Genomic DNA, 18,423 nt, shown 5'->3' with positions numbered 1-18,423 from the left:
AGTGACCGGCCCTTCGTGACGAGGGCCGGTCCCACTCCGGTTCGCAGAGATGGAGAGACAGATGTTCCCGATACCCCAGACATTCCCGACCAACAACACGCACCGGATGGTGCTGTTCCTCGACCATCAGCTGCATGGCGACTACGAGCGCATCGAGGACATTCTCGCCAATGCAGCTCGCCACACGCGCGCGGCAAGCGAGGCGCTGGCGCAACTCCCTTACGAAGCGTTGAAGCCTATTCAGGGCTGGGCCCGCGACCTCGAGAAACACTCCGAGCGCCGCCGGTTCCTCACTGATGACTACCGGCATGCTGCGCGTTCCGCATTGCGTGAACTGGCAAAGCTGGAGCCTGAAATGGCTTCGGGGCCGATCGACAGCGCCATGCGCAACCTGCGTGACGCGCTCGAAGCCTCGCACCGTGTCACGGATCTCCTCGCCGCGGAGCAAGAGATCGCCCGGAGCCGCGGGCACCACAGCTGACACCGAGATCGGCGGGATTGGATCCCCGTCGTCAGGGCGCACCGGCCCGGAAACACCCTTTCTGCTGCAATAGCCGGTGCGCCCGAACCCTCTAAGGATACCCACAATGGCAGACTTATTGAGCGAGGTCGTCTTTCTCGACTTCGAGGCGAGTTCGCTCGCGCCGGACGGCTGGCCGATTGAAATCGGGCTGACATGGATCGACGAACTGGATGAACTCGTCACCTGGTCGAGCCTGATCCGCCCGCATCCGAACTGGAGCAGTGCCGCCTGGTGCGCTGATGCCGAAGCAATCCATCAGCTGAGTCAGGCGGACCTTCTGAGCGCGCGTCCAGCAGAGGATGTCGCAGCTGAAGCCAACGCCATGATAGCAGACCGTCTGATGATTTCGGACGGTCGCACCGCGGACGCGCGCTGGCTTGATCAGCTACTCGCAACTGTCGAGCAGACACGGGCCTCCCCAATCCTCGACTACGATGCGACGGCTATCAGGCACTTCAACGCTGACGCGCTCGATGCCCTCTACACATCGCTGACCCGTCGCAGAGCTCCCCGCCGGGCGGGCCCGGACAGCCGCCGTTTGGCACGCGCCTGGCTTCGAGCGCTCGAGGCCGGGTGGGGCGGTGAACCCCCTTGAGGAAATTCATCTCGATTGGGTTCGACGACCTGAAGTCCTCCTCACACACAAGAGGATCACTCAATGAAAACCAAGAGACCGACCAAGGCCCAGATCCAGAACGCGATCGCAGCGGTTCATTCCCAAGGCCTTATCGCGCACGCACTGCACTTTACTTCAGACGGTGGCTTCCGTGTCGAACTCACTCCGGCAGAGATCGCTGTAGCGACAGCTGCCCATTCCGCCCGCCGCAGCGGCCCCAAAACTTACGGTGAGCCGAAATGAAATACGAATACAAGGGCCTGCTGTCTGATCGCATGAAGTCTGGAAATACTCGGTGGCGCGTGCGTGTAGAGGGTCAGCGGAACCGCAAAATCACGATCCCCATGGGGCCGGGCGAGTCCGGCTTCGATGCCTACTACCGTGCGGCTCGCAGAGGCGAAGTCATCGAACAAGTTAGGCCGAAAAAGCCCACGAAAGGGACCTTCGATGAACTCTGCGAAAACTACATCGCGTGGCTGAAGGTCCAAGCGGAAGGCGGCAACTATTCCATGTCGACATTTGAAAGTAGGCGCCGTGGTCTCGATTATGCCCGCGAGCTCCGAGACATCGATCAGGACCGGTTCGGTTCTCTAAGCGTCCACCTGCCCGGAGACGCGTTCACCTTCATTTGGGACAGTTTCGGTGTGAAGACAGGCGCCGCTGAAACGTGTTTCAAAGCGCTCCGTGCCGCCTATTCCTGGGGCGCTGACCGCGGGTATCCGAAGCATAGTGACATCCTCACTATGAAAAGCAAGCACAAGTCCAAAGGTGGCGCGGTCGCCTGGAACGACAAAGATGTTGAGAAATTTCTAACAAGGCACGGCCCAGGGACCATGGCTCGTCTCTGGTTTGCTTTGGCTGACTGCACAGCAGGCCGTATCGGCGATATGCCTGATATGGGGCCTCCTCATGTAACCGAGGTTGATGGAAAGCCTGCGATCACGTGGCAGCCGAAGAAGAAAGGATCCAGCGAGGTAACAGTGCTGATAACCGAGATGCTGCTGACCGAGCTGGATAACCACGACGTGGACCGCGGGACGTTTCTGACGACCGTATACGGCAAGCCGTTCGCCTCGTCTGGCTCGTTGGATAATCGTGTTCGTGAATGGATTGTTCAGGCGAAAATCACCGGAAAGAACGGCAAGGCCAACCGTTCCCAACATGGGATCCGGAAGGGTGTAGCGAAATTGTTGGCGAAGCTGGGAGCTACTGAATACGAAATCATGACGACCCTCGGACATTCTGATCCGCGAACAACAAGGATCTATACTAAGGATGCCGAACGTGAGCGCATGGCAATCTCCGCAGCGCAAAAGCGAATGCGCAAGACCTGACGTAAGACTCTATTGGGCGATCGCTTAGGTCATCTACCAACACACAGCACCACTGCATGGCGCGCCCGAGGATCGTGGCGCGCCATCCTCTTTTTTTCGGTGCCGATCAGCGCAGGGCTTCACTGTATGGCTCAGCTCCGACGTAAATTCATCAGATGAAGTTCGACTTCGTCCCGTCGCCGACTTCACCGTTCACTCCATCAGGACCAGAACCAAGGAAGCTTCCTGCACAAATCGCTTTCGCCCTAAAGGTGGACCACGCTCCGAAACGTGGTCCACAATTGGACCATCGAGCGTCAACAAAACAAGGTGTGCTGCGGGAAAAGTGGCAGCCCGTAGGGGAATCGAACCCCTCTTTCCAGGTTGAAAACCTGGCGTCCTAACCGATAGACGAACGGGCCGCGCTTGGCGTGAGGGGGCTTTTAGGGAAACCCCGTCACGGGCGCAAGGGGATTTTTGCACCCCCGCAAACAAATTCTCGGCGGCGCGAAATGGCTTCAGGACACCCCGGCCAAAGCAGCATCCTCCAGCCGCATCTGGACCGTCCGGCGCCCGCCCCAACTGTTGATTTCAAGCCGCCCGGCAAGGTGAAATCGCGCCCCGGACCGTTCGGTCAGGGCCGGGCCAAGCGGCCCGTCGTAGGCGGAGAACGCGATGGCGTCGATCGACCCGCCCATGCCGTCGCCGAAGCGGAACTTGAGATGGCTTTCGCCGACCCGCTTCGCAAAGCTCACCGTCACGTCCGGAAAGGCAAAACGAGGGGCAGGGGCGCTGGCGCCGAAGGGACCAGCAGCCTCCAGCCGTTCCACCAGGGCCACTGTCGCGCCGCCCGGCATGAGCAGCCCGTCCAGCCGCAGGTCCGCCGCACCGCCCTCTCCGGCCCCCTGTTTCGCCAGCAGTTCCGCCAGCCGTTCCATCGCCGCCTCCACGCCGTCTCGCGCCACGGTCAGCCCCGCGGCCATGCGATGCCCGCCGCCCTTGACCAGCAGCCCTTCGGCCGCCAGCCGCTGCACCGCTGCGCCGAGGTCCACGCCCGCCACCGACCGCCCCGATCCCTTGCCCTCGTCCCCGTCCAGCCCGATCACGACGGCGGGGCGGTTCGTCGCTTCCTTCAGCCGTGAGGCGACAATGCCCACTACGCCCGGATGCCAGCCCTCTCCGGCAGCCCAGACCAGCGGACCGTTCAGCCCCCGCGCTTCTGCCTGCGCCAGCGCCGCCGCCTGCACCGCCGACTCGATCTCCCGTCGTTCCGCATTCAGCGCGTTCAGCCGGTCCGCCATCGCCCGCGCCTCGTGCGGGTCGGTGCAGGACAGAAGCCGCGCGCCCAAGTCCGCCTTGCCGATCCGCCCCCCGGCATTGATCCGTGGTCCCAGGAGATAGCCCAGATGATAGGCGGTCGGCGCGGTATCCATCTTAGCCGCATCCGCCAGCGCGGCCAGGCCGGGGCGCGCCCGCCGCGCCATGACCACCAGCCCCTGCCGCACGAAGGCCCGGTTGACCCCGATCAGCGGCGCCACATCCGCCACCGTCGCCAGCGCCACGAGGTCGAGCATCGCCATCAGGTCCGGAAGCCCCGTCGCCCCGTCCTCCCGCGCCTGCCGGTTCGCCTCCACCAGCATCAGGAAGACCACCGCCGCCGCGCAGAGATGCGCCAGCGCCCCGTTCTCGTCCTGCCGGTTCGGGTTCACGCAGGCCACACAGTCGGGCAGGGTCTCTCCGCCAAGGTGGTGGTCGAGGATCACCACGTCGCAGGCCGCCGCCGTGACCGGCTCATGGCTCAGCGTGCCGCAGTCGACGCAGATGATCAGGTCATGCCGCGCCCCAAGCTCCGCCATCGCCGGCACGTTCGGGCCGTATCCCTCGTCGATCCGGTCGGGCACATAGACCGTCGCCTCACGCCCCATCTGGCGCAGCCAGTCCACCAGCAGCGCGGCAGAGGTCCCGCCATCCACGTCGTAATCGGCAAAGATGCAGATCCGCTCGCGCCCGCGCACGGCCCGGAGCACCCGCGCCGCCGCAACCTCCATGTCCCGGAGCGACCGGGGATCGGGCAGCAGATCGCGCAGGGAAGGCGCGAGGAACCCCTCCGCCTCCGGCGCCCCGACCCCGCGCCGCGCCAATACCTGCGCGAGGGCGCGATCCAGCCCGGTCGCCTGCGTCAGAGCCTCGGCCGCGCGGTCGATCTCGGCAGCAGGCCCGACCCATCTGCGCCCGGTGAGGGAGGAGGAGACATCAAGGAAATCCATGCCCGCTACATGCCGCGCCGCACCGCCCGAAGGCAAGGGCCCGACCCCCAACTTCATCTCGCCGGAATTACTCCCGCGCGAGGCATTCGACGCCAGCAAGAAGACCGGACCTCAGACTTCCTCGATGCGGATGGCCACGGGTGTCCCGTCCACGACCCCGGTCCGGTCCATCGCCGCCAGGGCTTCGTCCAGCGCCATGCGCGAGGTCCGATGCGTCACGATCAGCACCGGCGCGCCGTCGCCCTCGTGGTCGTACTGGCGCATGCGGTTGATCGACACCCCGGCCTCGCCCAGCACCGCCGCGACCTTGGCCAGCGCGCCGGGCTTGTCCTGAAGCGTCATCCGCAGGTAATAGGCCGCCGGCGTTACCGACCGCGCCGGCACGGCGTCGGCAAGCGTCGTTGCGGGCTGGCCGAACACCGGCAGCCGGATGCCTCGCGCGATGTCGCAGACATCCGCCATCACCGCGCTGGCCGTCGGGCCTTCACCCGCGCCGGGGCCGCGCAACACGATCTGCTCCACCGCCTTGCCCTCCAGCACCACCATGTTCGTTCCGCCGCGCAGCTGACCGAGCGGAGAGGTCATCGGCACGAGGCAGGGCGACATCCGCTGTTCCAGCCCGCGCCCGGTCATCCGTGCCACGCCAAGCAGCTTGATCCGGTAGCCCATGTCGCCCGCCGCGCGAATATCCTCGATCGTCAGCCGGCCGATGCCCTCAAGCTCGATCGCGTCGAAATTGACCCGCGTGCCGAAGGCGGCGGCCGCGAGGATCGCAAGCTTGTGCCCGGCGTCGATGCCGCCCACGTCCAGCTCCGGATCGGCCTCGAGGTAGCCCAACTGGTTCGCCTCCTCGAACACGGTCTCGTAGGGCAGCCCGGCCTCCTCCATGCGCGTGAGGATATAGTTGCAGGTGCCGTTCATCACGCCCATGACGCGGGTGATCTCGTTGCCCGCCAGCCCCTCGACCAGCGACTTGATGACCGGGATCCCCCCCGCGACGGCGGCTTCGTAGCGGATCACGCGGCCCTGTGCCTCGGCCAGTTCGGCCAGCGCCTGACCATGCACGGCCAGCATCGCCTTGTTGGCGGTCACCACGTCCTTGCCCGCCTTCAGCGCGGCCTCGGTCGCCGCCTTTGCAGGGCCGTCCGACCCGCCCATGAGTTCGACAAAGACATCCACGTCGTCCCGTGTCGCCAGCCGGACCGGATCGTCTTCCCAGTCGTAGCCCGACAGCGACACGCCGCGATCCTTGTCGCGGGTCCGGGCGGACACGGCGGAAATCGTGATCTCGGTTCCGGTGCGGGCAGTCAGCAGCGCCGCCTCGCGCCGGATGATCTTCACCACTCCGACGCCAACCGTTCCCAGCCCGGCGATCCCCAGACGCAAAGTGCCGCTCATGCCCAAAACTCCGTTCCTGTACCTGACGCGGCTCTAGCGGTTTCGCGGGGGCCATGCAACGCGGCTGGCCCCGGTGCGTCCCGCGCTCAGCGGTTACGCAGCCGCGCCGCCCGTGCCCTGAGCGCCGCCGCCCGCGCCTCGAGCGCGGCGTCCTCGCCCTCGGCGATGCGCGTCTGCTCTCCCTGCGCCAGCAGTCCCTGCACCGGAACCAGAGGGGGATAGGCCCCGTCCAGCTCAGCCTCGGGCACCGTGCGGCCAAGGTCGGGAAACTCCGCGCAGGCGCAGAGCGTTGCCAGCAATATGCCCGGCAGCATGAACCGTCGCCTCATCTTGCATCTCCCGTCACGTTGCGGCCGACCCTGACGGATCCGCCGGGGCAGGGCAAGCGGCCCCGATCGCGCCTTGATCTGAACATGCGTTCAGTTACAACGGGGCATGGCCCGCACCGCAGGATCCCACTCCGCCCTGACCGCGCCCCGGATCCGCGAGGCCGCGCAGGAACTGTTTGCCCGCCACGGATACGCGGCGGTGTCGATGCGCCAGATCGCGGCTGAGGTGGGGGTGCAGGTCGGCGCGCTCTACAACTATACGCCGGACAAGCAGAGCCTGCTGTTCGACCTGATGACCGCGCATCTCGACGCCCTGCTCGCCGCGCAGGCGGCAGAGGACAGGCCCGCGGACCCGATGCAGGCGCTCGAGGCCTTTGCCCGGTTCCACATCCGCTATCACGCCGAACGCCCCGACGCGGTCTTCATCGCCTACATGGAGCTGCGCAACCTCACGCCCGACAACTTTGCGACAGTGGAAACCCTGCGGCATCGCTACGAAGACCGGTTGAGCGCGATCCTTTCCGCAGGGCAGGCGGCGGGGGCGTTTCGCATCGCGGAGCCGCGCATCGCCACGATGGCGATCATCGCCATGCTCACCGGGGTGAACACCTGGTTCCGCCAGAGCGGCCGGCTGAGCCTGTCGGAGGTCGAAGATGTCTACTGGGACATGACGCGGCGGCTGGTGACGGGGTAGGGGCGGACAGCCCCCTCACCCCAATCCTCTCACCCGAGGGGAGAGGGGTGGGGCGAGGGGGACTCCCCGCCTCAGTGTGCGGGTTTGATGAACGTCCCGTTCCGAAGCTCACGAAAGGCCTGTTGAAGCTCGGCCTCCGTGTTCATGACGATCGGTCCGTGCCAGGCCACCGGCTCCTGGATCGGCGCACCAGAGATGAGCAGGAAGCGGACGCCCTGTTCCCCGGCCTGCACCGTGATCGCGTCGCCGGTTCCGAACCGCACCAGCGTCCGGTCGCCGGACATGTCGCGAATGTTGACTTCCTGGCCTTTCACTTCCTTCTCCAGCAGCACGCCGGTCGGGGCGGAGGCATCGACGAAGGCCGCCGACCCTTCGAATACATAAGCGAAGGCGCGGCGGTAGGTGTCGACCGGAAGGGTCTTCTTCACCCCCGGCGGCACCCAGATGTCGAGGTACTGCGGATCCGCCGCGATTCCGTCCACCGGCCCGCGCTTGCCCCAGAACGATCCGACCACGACGCGCACGGCGGTGCCGTCGTCGTCGATGATCTCGGGGATCTCCTTGGCCTCGACGTCCTGATACCGCGGCGCGGTCATCTTCAGATCGCCCGGAAGGTTCGCCCAGAGCTGGAAACCGTGCATCTGCCCCGACAGGTTCCCCTGCGGCATTTCCTGATGCAGGATCCCGGACCCGGCGGTCATCCACTGCACGTCACCGGCACCGAGAGACCCGGTATTGCCCAGGCTGTCCGCATGATCCACCGTGCCCGACAGCACATAGGTGATCGTCTCGATCCCCCGGTGCGGGTGCCAGGGAAAACCGGCCTGGTAGTCGCGCGGGTTCTCGTTGCGGAAATCGTCGAACAGCAGGAACGGATCCAGCTCGCTCGGATCATGGAAGCCGAAGGCGCGGTGCAGTTTGACCCCGGCGCCCTCCATCGTGGGCTGGGCGCGGCGGGTTTCGAGTGTCGGTCGGATGGACATGGGCCACCTCCTTTCGTTGCCGTCAATCTAGGGATGCACCGCGCCGGGCGGAAGATGGCGAACGGTTCGCGCGGGCAGGGGGTCTGTGCGCCCGCTCACAGCAGGGTGCCCGGGGCAAGGACGGGCTTGCCATGGGCGCGGCCCTCGCCTAACCCGGCCCGGTCATGACGGAGGACGCGATGAACGACAGCCTGGCCGAACTCACGGTCTCTCCCGCGCGGCGGGTCTTCGGGGTCGGCGTGCTGGCGGGTCTGGGCGTGCTGCTGCTGCGCATGGCGCTGGCCGGGGCCGGAGGCAGCTGGCTGGACGCGATGGTGCTGGTCATGGGGCTGGCCTCGCTGGCAGCCGCCTGGGCCATGTATCGCGCCACCCGCCACGGCCTGCGCCTGACCGGGGACGGCCTGTTCGACGCCGACGGCACCTGCCTTGCACGGGCCGACGACATCCTGTCGGTGGACCGCGGCACCTTCGCCTTCAAGCCCTCCAACGGGTTCCTCCTGCGCACCGCGACGAAACAGCCCCGGCTCTGGAAGCCGGGGCTTTACTGGCGCATGGGCCGGAGGATCGGTGTCGGCGGCATTACCCGCGCGGCAGAGGCCAAACTGATGGCCGACATCATCGCGGTGCGGCTGGCAGAGCGTCAGGCGGAACAGTCCGCCGGTTAGCTCGTCCCGCCCGAACCGTCGTCGAACTTGAGCTGACCGGTGATGCGCGGGTTCATGATGACCTGCGCCTTCATCTTGAAGTTGTCCATGCCGATCTTGAACGGGATGACATAGTCGTTCCAGGTCTCCATGAAGATGAACTGGTCCCCCGAGGCCACCACCGGCAGCTGCGTCCGGATCGTGTTCACCGTGTTGTCGTTCAGCGCTGTGACCGAGGAGGACCCGCGCCGCTTGGACCACACCACGCCGTACTTGTCCGTCGTCTCGTCGTAGGTCAGCACCGACACGCGGACCGTCGGGTTGTTGGTGCGCGTCAATTCCTTGAACAGGGAGAAGGAGCTGTCGACATAGGTTTCCGTGATCAGCGCCGATTCACGCGAATAGGCATCCGCGATGGTGAAGGCGGCCTTCTGGTTGATGCTCTTCATCCGGAGCATGTCGAAGAAGCTGAACATTGCCACGTAGCCCCAGATCAGGATCGGCAGCAGGATGATCGACTCCACGGCCACGATACCGCGGGTGTCGCGGGCAAAATCCCTGGCGGCGAAGCGCAGGCGCAGCCGGGCAAGGCGTAGGGCGGAGGGACGGATCTGTGTCATGGCGCTCACGTCGGTTCGTTCACGAAGGCGGAGACGGAGAACAGCGAATAGTCGCCATTGCCGTCCTTCTGGACCTGCCCGCCCAGCCCGACCGCCGGGAAGACCGGCGAAATCTTGATGCAGGCGCGCATGATCATCAGCTGGTTGGCGCCGCCGTTGGTGAACTGGCGCACCGGTTTGATCTCTTCGGACTTGTCGATGCAGTCGGCTTCCTTCGGGATGGTCGTGTAGCTGCGCAGGTTCAGCGGCCGCATCTCCAGCCGCAGACTGTCTTCGCAGTCCGGCAGAAACCCTGCGAAACGGCAGATCTCTTTCTTCATCGCCGCATGGGTCGGTGAGGAATAGAGCCCGAGCCGCAGGTTCCGCACGGCCATGTCCAGCCCGCGCTCCAGCATCGTCTGGCGGAAGGTCATCATCCCCATCTCGACGGAGGAGAGCATCAGCATCAGGAAGACCGGCAGCATGATCGCGAAGTCCACGACCACGGCGCCCGACTCATCCTTCAGCCAGCGGCGCGGGAAGAGTTTGGGAAGGAAACGCATCAGAAGGTCAGCCTCAACTGTTTGAGTTGCCGTGCGATGGAGGAGAAGGCGTCCGAGATCTGCACCCCCTCCACCCGGTAGAAGTGGTTGGGCGAGGATGCGCAGGCCTGCATCTTCCCGGCCGAGGTGTTGTCGATCTCGAACCCGATGGAATAGATGAATATCCCGTTGTTCTTCGCGGCGGTGCAGATGTTCTTCATCATCTGGTCGGCCAGGGTCCCGGTGTAGTAGACCTCGTAGAGTGAGGACCGGACGCTGCTGTCGATAACCCCGTCAAGATCGTTCAGGGGATACTTCGCGAAGAAGGCGCGCATGTCCGGCGTGTCGTAGGCAAAGTCCTTGATCCGGTTGGATTCCGTGTTGTACCCGTCGGTCATCACCACGATGATCTTTGTGGTCTGCCCGCCAAAGTCCGAAGGACGGTCGCGGAAGGCGGTGTCGACGATGCCGTTGTCGACAAGGCCGTTGATGAGCGGCCTGAAAGCGGGGTCGAGCAGCCCGGCGCCCCACTTCATCCCGATATGGATCGACGTCCGCTCGCGCCCCGTCATCTTGTCGATCTGGGCCTTCAGCGCGGTCCGGTTCTGGCTGAACGGGGTGATCCGTTCGTAGTCGTTGGTCGGGCAGGAGATGAACTTGAAGTCGCGGTCGACGTGGCTGAAGTACTGTCCCTGCAGGTAGGCCTTGGACGGGTCGATCGTGGTGGTCGAGAAGTCGGGCTGCGTGAACTGCACACAGTAGGAATAGTTGTGCAGCTGGCGCACGTTCATGCGGCGGAAGATTTCCCAGCCCGCGTTCACGTCGCCGGTATAGGGCACGACGGACAGGGACACCCGGTCCTTCGCGTCGTCGATCAGCACGGTGTCGACGAATTCCTTCGCCGCCTTGTGCAGGCGCGTCATCTTGGAGTTCTCGTCCATGGAGCCCGAGATATCGAGCACGAGCGACACTTCGGAGTTGCCCATGGCCTGTTCCGCCCGACCTGCCGCGGGAACGGAGAAGGTGTCATAGCCAAGCGGTTTCAGGAACGGCGTTTTCACATTCGCCTGCAGGCGCACCTCGACCGCGCGGGCGGTGCCGGCGCCTTCGACCTTGATGTCGCTGTCGTTGATGTAGGAGGCCAGCTTGGCCTTGGCGAAATAGTCCTTAACAACCGCCTTCGGGTCCAGCGTGTTGTCCTTGTGCGCCGCCGCGAGCGTGGCGCTGTCGATCGTCTGTTGAAGGCGGGTGCGCTCCATCTCGGTGCGCATGATCTCGACGCCGATGCCGGCCACCACCATCATGATGAGAAGCATGAACACGACGAGCGACAGCATCACCCCGTCCTCGGCCCGGACGAAGCGGGTGACGAAGCGGGTCATCTGCCCGCGAAGCCGGGTCCGGATCTGCGTGATCCTCGGGGTCGGTCGGAACGTACCGTTCATGGTTCACCTCTTGGGCCGCGTCTGGCCGCCACGCCGGGGCGGCGCGGTGGCGATAGGCGGATTTCGGCCTTTGCAGATCGGGAATAGCGCCGGAATCGGGCTGAAATTTGTCCGTATTGCGGAACCCGCGTGGAAAAGGCCTTTTCCGGCAACGTCTCCGCCGGGATCGCGGGGATTGTCTCTGTGCCGCGCTGCGGCGGGCGAAACGGGTTCAGGTGCTTTTGCAAAAAAGTCAGAAATTGCGGGTTACAGATGCCGGGCCGGTGCTAGTGTCCCGGGTAAAAGGAGGATCCCCCATGACCCAGACCCTGCCGATCCAGGAGCCGAGCTTCCGCGAGAGCGTCGACATGATGTTCAACCGCGCGGTGGCCCTGATGGACCTTTCGCCCGGACTGGAGGAAAAGATCCGCGTCTGCAACGCCACCTATACCGTGCGCTTCGGCGTCCGGCTGCGCGGCCAGATCCACACTTTCACCGGCTACCGCTCCGTTCATTCCGAACATATGGAGCCCGTGAAGGGAGGCATCCGCTACGCGCTCTCGGTCAATCAGAACGAGGTCGAGGCGCTGGCCTCCCTCATGACCTACAAGTGCGCGCTGGTGGAAACGCCCTTCGGCGGCTCCAAGGGCGGTCTCTGCATCGACCCGAGGGAGTGGGAGGAGCATGAGCTGGAGCAGATCACCCGCCGCTTCGCCTACGAGCTGATCAAGCGCGACATGATCAACCCCGCCCAGAACGTCCCCGCGCCCGACATGGGCACTGGGGAGCGGGAGATGGCCTGGATCGCCGACCAGTACAAGCGGATGAACACCACCGACATAAACGGCAACGCCTGCGTCACCGGCAAGCCGATCAACGGCGGCGGCATCGCGGGCCGGACGGAGGCGACGGGCAGGGGCGTGCAATACGCCCTGCGCGAATTCTTCCGCGACCCGGCGGATGTGAAGCGCGCGGGGCTCGAAGGCACGCTCGACCGCAAGACGGTGATCGTGCAGGGTCTCGGAAACGTCGGCTATCACGCCGCCAAATTCCTGAGCGAGGAGGACGGCTGCTACATCACCGCCGTGATCGAACATGACGGCGCGGTCTTCAACAACGACGGCATCGACGTGGAAGACCTCAAGGCATGGATCACCCGCCATGGCGGCGTCACCGGCTATCCCGGTGCGCGCTATCACGATGACGGCGCGGCGCTTCTGGAGCAGGACTGCGACATCCTCATCCCGGCGGCGATGGAGGGGGTCATAAACCTCGGCAACGCCGAACGAATCTCTGCCAGGCTCATCATCGAGGCCGCGAACGGCCCAGTAACCGCCGGTGCGGACGACGTGCTGAAGAAACGCGGGGTCGTCATCATCCCCGACCTCTACGCCAACGCGGGCGGGGTGACGGTATCCTATTTCGAATGGGTCAAGAACCTGTCGCACATCCGGTTCGGCCGGATGCAGCGCCGGCAGGAGGAGGCGCGGCATGAACTGATCGTCGCCGAACTCGAACGGCTCGACCGCTACCTCGGCAACGCCTGGTCGATCTCTCCGGACTTCAAGAAGAAGTACCTGCGCGGGGCGGACGAACTGGAACTGGTCCGCTCCGGCCTCGACGACACGATGCGCACCGCCTTCCAGTCGATGCGTGCGGTGATGAACACGCGCGAGGACGTGCACGACTACCGCACCGCCGCCTACCTCGTCGCCATCGGCCGCGTCGCGGCAAGCTACCGCGCGAAGGGGCTGTAACTGCCGTTGCGGGCTTACCGTCATACTCGGGCTTGGCCCGGCGGACCCTGGCCACTTCGCACCACCGTCATCCTCGGGCTTGATCCGAGGATCTCGTGCCGGGAAGATCCTCGGGTCAAGCCCGAGGATGACAGCGTCTTGAAAGGCGCCGGGTCACCGAAGCCCGAACCCACCCCCGCAAAGCATCGATCCGGTCAATCCTTGGGCACGTCGTGAACCGACGCTTTCGTGTCGCCGCCGCCCGTTGCAATCCCCCGCGCGCCCTGCTTTGGTCGCCCGCGACGGCGGAGGTATCATGCGCTTCAATGCACTGCGGATTCTCAGGGAAGGGCTGACCGGCAACAAGGGCTGGGGCCCGCACTGGCGGGACCCCGAACCCAAGCCCGCCTATGACATCGTCATCATCGGCGGCGGCGGCCACGGCCTTGCCACCGCCTTCTACCTCGCGCAGCAGCACGGGATCACCAATGTCGCGGTGCTGGAAAAGGGCTACATCGGCGGCGGCAACGTCGGGCGCAACACCACAATCGTGCGCGCCAACTACTTCCTGCCGGGCAATTCCGAATTTTATTCCCACTCGCTCAAGCTGTGGGAGCGGATGGAGGACGATCTCAACTATAATGTGATGCATTCGCAGCGCGGCATCATCAACCTGTTCCACTCCGACGGCCAGCGCGATGCCGCTGTCCGGCGCGGCAACGCAATGATCAACCAGGGCGACGACGCGATCCTCCTCGGGCGGGAGGAGCTGCGCAAGATGCTCCCCTACCTCGACCACGACAACGGACGCTTCCCGATCCACGGCGGTCTCTACCATCCGCGCGGCGGCACCGCCCGCCACGATGCCGTCGCCTGGGGCTTCGCGCGCGGGGCGTCGGACCGGGGCGTCGACATCATCCAGAACTGCGAAGTCACCGGCATCGACCGCGAGGGCGGGCGCGTGACCGGCGTGCAGACCACCCGCGGCGCCATCCGCGCGCGCAAGGTGGCCATCGTCACGGCGGGTCGCTCCGGCCAGGTCGCCGCGCTGGCCGGGCTGCGCCTGCCGATCGAGAGCCATATCCTTCAGGCATTCGTCACGGAGGGACTGAAACCGGTGATCGACAATGTCGTCACCTTCGGCATGGGTCACTTCTATATCAGCCAGTCCGACAAGGGCGGTCTGGTATTCGGCGGCGACCTGGATTTCTACCCGAGCTATGCGCAGCGCGGCAACCTGCCGACGGTCGAGCACGTGATGGAGGCCGGCATGACGCTCATGCCGATGATCGGCCGCGCCAAGATGCTGCGAAGCTGGGGCGGGATCATGGATATGACGCCGGACGGTTCACCCATCATCGACCGCGCCCCGATCGAGGGGCTCTATCTCGACTGCGGCTGGTGCTACGGCGGTTTCAAGGCGGTGCCGGGATCTGGCTTCGCACTGGCACATCTGCTGGCGACGGACCGGTATCACGACAGTGCCACGGGCTTCCGGCTGGACCGGTTCCTCACCGGGCGCGGCATCATGGACGAGGAAGGCAAGGGCGCGCAGCACAACCTGCACTAGCGCGTCATGGCGGGGACAGGAGCCTCCGGCGGGGATATTTTTAGCAAGATGAAGAACACATGCGACTGACCTGTCCTCATTGCGGTGCGCGCGACCTGCGCGAATTCACTTATGGCGGCGCTGTGCTCGACCGGCCCGAGGGGGACTGGGGACCGGAATGGGACGCCTTCATCCACCTGCGCGACAACCCGGCGGGCCTGTCGCGGGAGTGGTGGTATCACGAAAAGGGCTGCTCTGCCTGGCTGGTGGTGGAACGGGACACCCGGACCCACGAGGTCGTTGCCGTGGCGGAGGTGTCGCGATGAGACTGGCGAAGGGCGGGCTGATCGACCGCGACCGGCAGCTTGGTTTCCGGTTCGACGGGCACGGTTACACGGGCATGGAGGGCGACACGCTGGCCTCCGCCCTGCTGGCGAACGGTCTGCGCACCGTGGCGCGGTCGTTCAAGTACCACCGCCCGCGCGGCATCCTTACGGCGGGCAGCGAGGAGCCGAACGCGCTGGTCACGCTTGGCCGCGGCGCGGGGCAGGAGCCGAACGCACGGGCCACCACGGTGGAACTGCATCAGGGGCTCGACGCACGCAGTCAGAACGCCTGGCCCTCTGTCGGCTTTGACGTGATGGAGGTCAATGACTGGCTTTCGCCGTTCCTCGGGGCGGGCTTCTACTACAAGACCTTCATGGGTCCGGCGCGGATCTGGGAGCGGGTGTTCGAACCCGTGATCCGGCGCGCAGCGGGTCTCGGGCAGTTGTCGAAGGAAGTCGCGGACCTGCGCTTCGACAAGGCCTTCGCCTTCTGCGACCTGCTGGTGATCGGCGCGGGGCCGACGGGCCTGATGGCGGCGTGGACCGCGGCGGAAGCCGGGGCCGACGTGATCCTAGCCGATGAGGATTTCCTGCCGGGCGGACGGCTGAATGCCGAACGCGCGGGGGTCGGCGGCCAGTCCGGCGCGGGCTGGGCGGCGGACATCGCGGCGCGGCTTTCGGCCATGCCGAACGTGCGGGTGATGACGCGGACCACGGTCACGGGCGTCTACGATCAGGGCACCTTCGGCGCGTTGCAGCGTCATGCCCCGGGCGCCCGGATGCAGGAAACCTTCTGGCGGATCGTCGCGAAACGCTCGGTCCTTGCCGCGGGCGCGACGGAACGGCCCGTCGCCCTGGCGAACAACGATCGTCCGGGCGTGATGATGGCGGGGGCGGTGCGGAGCTATCTCAACCGCTTTGCCGTTGCGCCGGGCAAGACCGCAGTGGTCTTCGGCGCCTCGGACGAGGTGATGCGCACCGCCGCCGATCTGCGCGATGCGGGCGTTCATCTTGCCGCCGTAGTCGATGCGCGCCCGGTGACGGGGGGGCAGGATATGCCGCTCCGCTCCGGCGCGGTGGTGGAACGTGTCCTTGGCCGGGAGGTCGAGGGCGTGGTGATCCGCCATGCCGACGGACGGGAGGAGCGGGTGCAGGCCGATCTTCTTGCGCTTTCAGGCGGCTGGAACCCCACGCTGCACCTGACCTGCCACCTGAACGGACGACCGGTCTGGCGCGACGATGTCGCCGCCTTTGTTCCCGCTCCGGAGGCGGTGCCGGGCATGACCGCGACCGGAGCCTGCAACGGCGATCTGACCACGGCGGCCTGCCTCGCGGCGGGCCGGGCGGCGGGGCAGGCGGCGGCAGAGTCGCTTGGCCTGACCGGCGCGCTGCCCGATCTGCCGGAGGCGGACGGAGCGGACGCCGGGGCCATGCCGCTCTGGGTCGTTCCGGGCAAGGGGCGAAAGTGGGTCGATTTCCAGAACGACGTGACCGTGAAGGACATTGCCCAGGCGGCGCGGGAGAACTTCCGCTCTGTCGAGCATATGAAACGCTACACCACGCAGGGCATGGCGACCGATCAGGGGCGCATGGGCAACGTGACGGCCCTGTCGGTATTGGCCGACGCGACCGGGCGCAGTATCCCCGGCACCGGCACGACAACCTTCCGCCCGCCCTTTGCGCCGATCCACATCGCCGCGCTCGGCGCCGGGGGGCAGGGCAAGGGCTTTGCGCCCGAACGCTTTACCGCCTCGCACGCCGTCACGCTTTCAATGGGCGCGCCGCTGATTGAGGCGGGTCTGTGGTATCGCCCGTCCTATTACCCGCGCGCAGGCGAAACCACCTGGCGGCAATCCTGCGACCGCGAGGTCGGTATGGTTCGGACGAGGGTCGGGGTCTGCGACGTCTCCACCCTCGGCAAGATCGACGTGCAGGGGCCGGATGCCGCCGCCTTCCTCGATTTCGTCTACACCAACACCATGTCCACGCTGCCGGTCGGCAAGGTCCGGTACGGCCTGATGCTGCGCGAGGACGGGCATGTCATGGACGACGGCACCTGCGCCCGGATCGGCGAGACGCAGTTCGTCGTCACCACGACCACCGCCGCCGCCGGGCTGGTGATGAAGCAGATGGAATTCGCCGCGCAGGTGCTGCGCCCCGATCTCGATGTCCGCATGATCTCGGTCACCGAGCAATGGGCGCAGACTGCGGTCGCCGGACCGGAGGCAAGAGCTCTGTTGAACGAGGTGCTCGACGAACCCATGGCCGACGGCGCCTGGCCCTTCATGTCCTGTGGCGCGGTCTCGGTCGGGGGCATCCCGGCGCGGCTGTTCCGCATTTCCTTCTCGGGCGAACATGCCTACGAGATCGCCGTGCCCGCCCGTTATGGCGAAAGCCTGTTCCGGCAGTTGGTCGCAAAGGCAGAGGCGCGCGGCGGCGGGGCCTACGGGATGGAGGCGCTGAACGTCCTGCGGGTCGAAAAGGGCCTGCTGACCCATGCAGAACTGGACGGACGCACGACAGCCTACGACCTGAACCTTCAGGGCATGATGTCGAAGAAGAAGGATTTCGTGGGCCGCGCGGCGGCACAGCGCGACGGGCTGCTCGACCCGGACCGCCCCCGCCTTGTCGGCATCCGGCCCGTCGGCGCGGTGAAACAGCTGACCGCCGGCGCTTTCCTGTTCGAACCGGATGCGGAAAAGACCCGCCCCAATGCGCAGGGCACCGTCAGTTCGGTCGCCTATTCCCCGACCCTTGGCCATTTCGTCGGCCTCGCCCTGCTGAAGGAGGGGCCGGAGCGGCATGGCGACACCGTGCGCATGGTTGATCACCTGCGCGGGATCGAAACGCTTTGTGAGGTCTGTGATCCGGTGTTCTTCGATCCCGAGGGAGGGCGTGTCCGTGGGTAAACTTTCTCTTGCCGCCTCCGCCCCGCTGACCGGTGCCCTGCCGGTCCGGAACGGCGGGATGACACTGACGCTGGCCGATCCCGGCCCGCTGACCTCCGTCGCGCCGTTCGCGGGGCAGGGGCCCGCGGTCTCGGCGGCGCTGAAGGCTGCGACCGGTCTGGCTCTGCCGCCGACCGGCCAGCGCGTCGTGTCGGGTGACGTGGCGCTCCAGTGGTTCGGGCGCGATCTTTGGCTGCTGAGCGGGACAGAAGCGCCAGAGATGCCCGCCGCGCTCACCGATCAGTCGGACAGCTGGGTCGCTCTGGACCTGACTGGCCCCCGCGCCGCCGAAGTCATGGCGCGCCTTGTCCCCGTCGATCTGCGCGACGCGGCCTTCCCGGAGGGGGCGGCGGTGCGGACGGAGCTGCACACGATGATGGTTGCCGTCGCCCGGACCGGCCCGGAGACGCTGCGCATCATGGGCTTCCGCTCCATGGCCGGAACATTGGTGCATGCCGTCAGTGAGGCGATGGAGACGGTGGTGGGCATGTAAGCGGTGTGCCGGGCTGAAGCTCGGCCTACGGCCACGGCA

At 65.9% G+C, this 18,423-nt stretch carries 18 protein-coding genes and 1 tRNA gene; 11 read left to right on the top strand and 8 right to left on the bottom strand.

Translation table 11 applies throughout. The annotated features are described in order from the left end of the window. Positions 1 to 61: 61 nt before the first annotated feature. From IEV87_RS08325 to IEV87_RS08310, 4 genes are all read left to right on the top strand, one after another. A complete protein-coding gene (locus IEV87_RS08325; protein WP_188477184.1) occupies positions 62 to 481 on the top strand; it encodes a hypothetical protein in 420 nt (139 codons plus the stop codon). 106 nt (positions 482 to 587) lie between these two features. Further along, positions 588 to 1,118 carry a 3'-5' exonuclease gene (locus IEV87_RS08320; protein ID WP_188477183.1) on the top strand — a complete coding sequence of 177 codons (531 nt, stop codon included), beginning with the start codon at positions 588 to 590 and terminating at the stop codon, positions 1,116 to 1,118. A 63-nt stretch (positions 1,119 to 1,181) separates the two neighbouring features. Next, positions 1,182 to 1,382, top strand: a complete 201-nt coding sequence (locus IEV87_RS08315; RefSeq protein ID WP_188477182.1) for a hypothetical protein — start codon at positions 1,182 to 1,184, stop codon at positions 1,380 to 1,382. Then, positions 1,379 to 2,473 (top strand): tyrosine-type recombinase/integrase, encoded by a 1,095-nt coding sequence (locus IEV87_RS08310; protein ID WP_188477181.1) that lies wholly within the window; start codon positions 1,379 to 1,381, stop codon positions 2,471 to 2,473. Before IEV87_RS08315 ends, IEV87_RS08310 begins: the two co-directional genes overlap by 4 nt. Before the next feature lie 326 nt (positions 2,474 to 2,799). Here the strand turns inward: IEV87_RS08310 and IEV87_RS08305 are convergent. From IEV87_RS08305 to IEV87_RS08290, 4 genes are all read right to left on the bottom strand, one after another. Then, a tRNA-Glu gene (locus IEV87_RS08305) sits at positions 2,800 to 2,874 on the bottom strand. A 96-nt stretch (positions 2,875 to 2,970) separates the two neighbouring features. Then, on the bottom strand, positions 2,971 to 4,719 hold the full coding sequence (gene recJ, locus IEV87_RS08300; protein WP_188477180.1) for a single-stranded-DNA-specific exonuclease RecJ: 1,749 nt from the start codon (positions 4,717 to 4,719) through the stop codon (positions 2,971 to 2,973). Between the two features lie 111 nt (positions 4,720 to 4,830). Next, positions 4,831 to 6,117 (bottom strand): homoserine dehydrogenase, encoded by a 1,287-nt coding sequence (locus tag IEV87_RS08295; protein WP_188477179.1) that lies wholly within the window; start codon positions 6,115 to 6,117, stop codon positions 4,831 to 4,833. A gap of 86 nt (positions 6,118 to 6,203) precedes the next feature. After that, positions 6,204 to 6,446: a hypothetical protein gene (locus IEV87_RS08290; RefSeq protein ID WP_188477178.1), complete on the bottom strand. Its 243-nt coding sequence runs from the start codon at positions 6,444 to 6,446 to the stop codon at positions 6,204 to 6,206. Between the two features lie 106 nt (positions 6,447 to 6,552). Between IEV87_RS08290 and IEV87_RS08285 the strand changes: the two genes are divergently transcribed. Further along, the gene (locus tag IEV87_RS08285) at positions 6,553 to 7,140 is read left to right on the top strand and encodes a TetR/AcrR family transcriptional regulator (RefSeq protein ID WP_188477177.1); all 588 of its coding nucleotides are present in this window, start codon (positions 6,553 to 6,555) and stop codon (positions 7,138 to 7,140) included. 71 nt (positions 7,141 to 7,211) lie between these two features. Here the strand turns inward: IEV87_RS08285 and IEV87_RS08280 are convergent, their stop codons facing one another. Beyond that, positions 7,212 to 8,123, bottom strand: a complete 912-nt coding sequence (locus tag IEV87_RS08280) for a pirin family protein (RefSeq protein WP_188477176.1) — start codon at positions 8,121 to 8,123, stop codon at positions 7,212 to 7,214. Positions 8,124 to 8,302: 179 nt separating this feature from the next. On the opposite strand from IEV87_RS08280, the gene IEV87_RS08275 reads away from it, so the two are divergent. Continuing rightward, complete coding sequence (locus tag IEV87_RS08275) at positions 8,303 to 8,788, top strand: hypothetical protein (RefSeq protein ID WP_229737482.1); 486 nt, start codon at positions 8,303 to 8,305, stop codon at positions 8,786 to 8,788. Here IEV87_RS08275 and IEV87_RS08270 read toward each other — a convergent pair. Genes IEV87_RS08270 through IEV87_RS08260 form a run of 3 tightly spaced genes read right to left on the bottom strand, consistent with a single transcriptional unit; the run spans position 8,785 to position 11,353 of the window. Beyond that, positions 8,785 to 9,387, bottom strand: coding sequence for a TadE/TadG family type IV pilus assembly protein (locus IEV87_RS08270; RefSeq protein WP_188477174.1), 603 nt, complete (start codon positions 9,385 to 9,387; stop codon positions 8,785 to 8,787). The genes IEV87_RS08275 and IEV87_RS08270 overlap by 4 nt on opposite strands. A gap of 5 nt (positions 9,388 to 9,392) precedes the next feature. After that, positions 9,393 to 9,929, bottom strand: a complete 537-nt coding sequence (locus IEV87_RS08265; protein ID WP_188477173.1) for a TadE/TadG family type IV pilus assembly protein — start codon at positions 9,927 to 9,929, stop codon at positions 9,393 to 9,395. Next, complete coding sequence (locus IEV87_RS08260; RefSeq protein WP_188477172.1) at positions 9,929 to 11,353, bottom strand: TadE/TadG family type IV pilus assembly protein; 1,425 nt, start codon at positions 11,351 to 11,353, stop codon at positions 9,929 to 9,931. The genes IEV87_RS08265 and IEV87_RS08260 overlap by 1 nt, the downstream gene beginning before the upstream one ends. 296 nt (positions 11,354 to 11,649) lie before the next feature. Here IEV87_RS08260 and IEV87_RS08255 point away from each other — a divergent pair, with 296 nt between their 5' ends. From IEV87_RS08255 to IEV87_RS08235, 5 genes are all read left to right on the top strand, one after another. Further along, positions 11,650 to 13,089 (top strand): Glu/Leu/Phe/Val family dehydrogenase, encoded by a 1,440-nt coding sequence (locus IEV87_RS08255; protein WP_188477171.1) that lies wholly within the window; start codon positions 11,650 to 11,652, stop codon positions 13,087 to 13,089. Between the two features lie 295 nt (positions 13,090 to 13,384). Beyond that, positions 13,385 to 14,638, top strand: a complete 1,254-nt coding sequence (locus tag IEV87_RS08250; protein ID WP_188477170.1) for a sarcosine oxidase subunit beta family protein — start codon at positions 13,385 to 13,387, stop codon at positions 14,636 to 14,638. A gap of 59 nt (positions 14,639 to 14,697) precedes the next feature. Further along, a complete protein-coding gene (locus tag IEV87_RS08245; RefSeq protein ID WP_188477169.1) occupies positions 14,698 to 14,943 on the top strand; it encodes a sarcosine oxidase subunit delta in 246 nt (81 codons plus the stop codon). Next, entirely contained in the window at positions 14,940 to 17,852 is a 2,913-nt protein-coding gene (locus IEV87_RS08240; protein WP_188477168.1) for a sarcosine oxidase subunit alpha family protein, read from the top strand. Before IEV87_RS08245 ends, IEV87_RS08240 begins: the two co-directional genes overlap by 4 nt. After that, a complete protein-coding gene (locus tag IEV87_RS08235; protein ID WP_229737481.1) occupies positions 17,845 to 18,384 on the top strand; it encodes a sarcosine oxidase subunit gamma in 540 nt (179 codons plus the stop codon). The genes IEV87_RS08240 and IEV87_RS08235 overlap by 8 nt, the downstream gene beginning before the upstream one ends. Positions 18,385 to 18,423: the final 39 nt, after the last annotated feature.

The organism is Primorskyibacter flagellatus (genome assembly GCF_014638275.1).
GTDB classification, from domain to species: domain Bacteria; phylum Pseudomonadota; class Alphaproteobacteria; order Rhodobacterales; family Rhodobacteraceae; genus Pseudooceanicola; species Pseudooceanicola flagellatus_A.
Note: the sequence above shows the minus strand (reverse complement) of the source record. Positions and strands in the feature narration are given on the sequence as shown.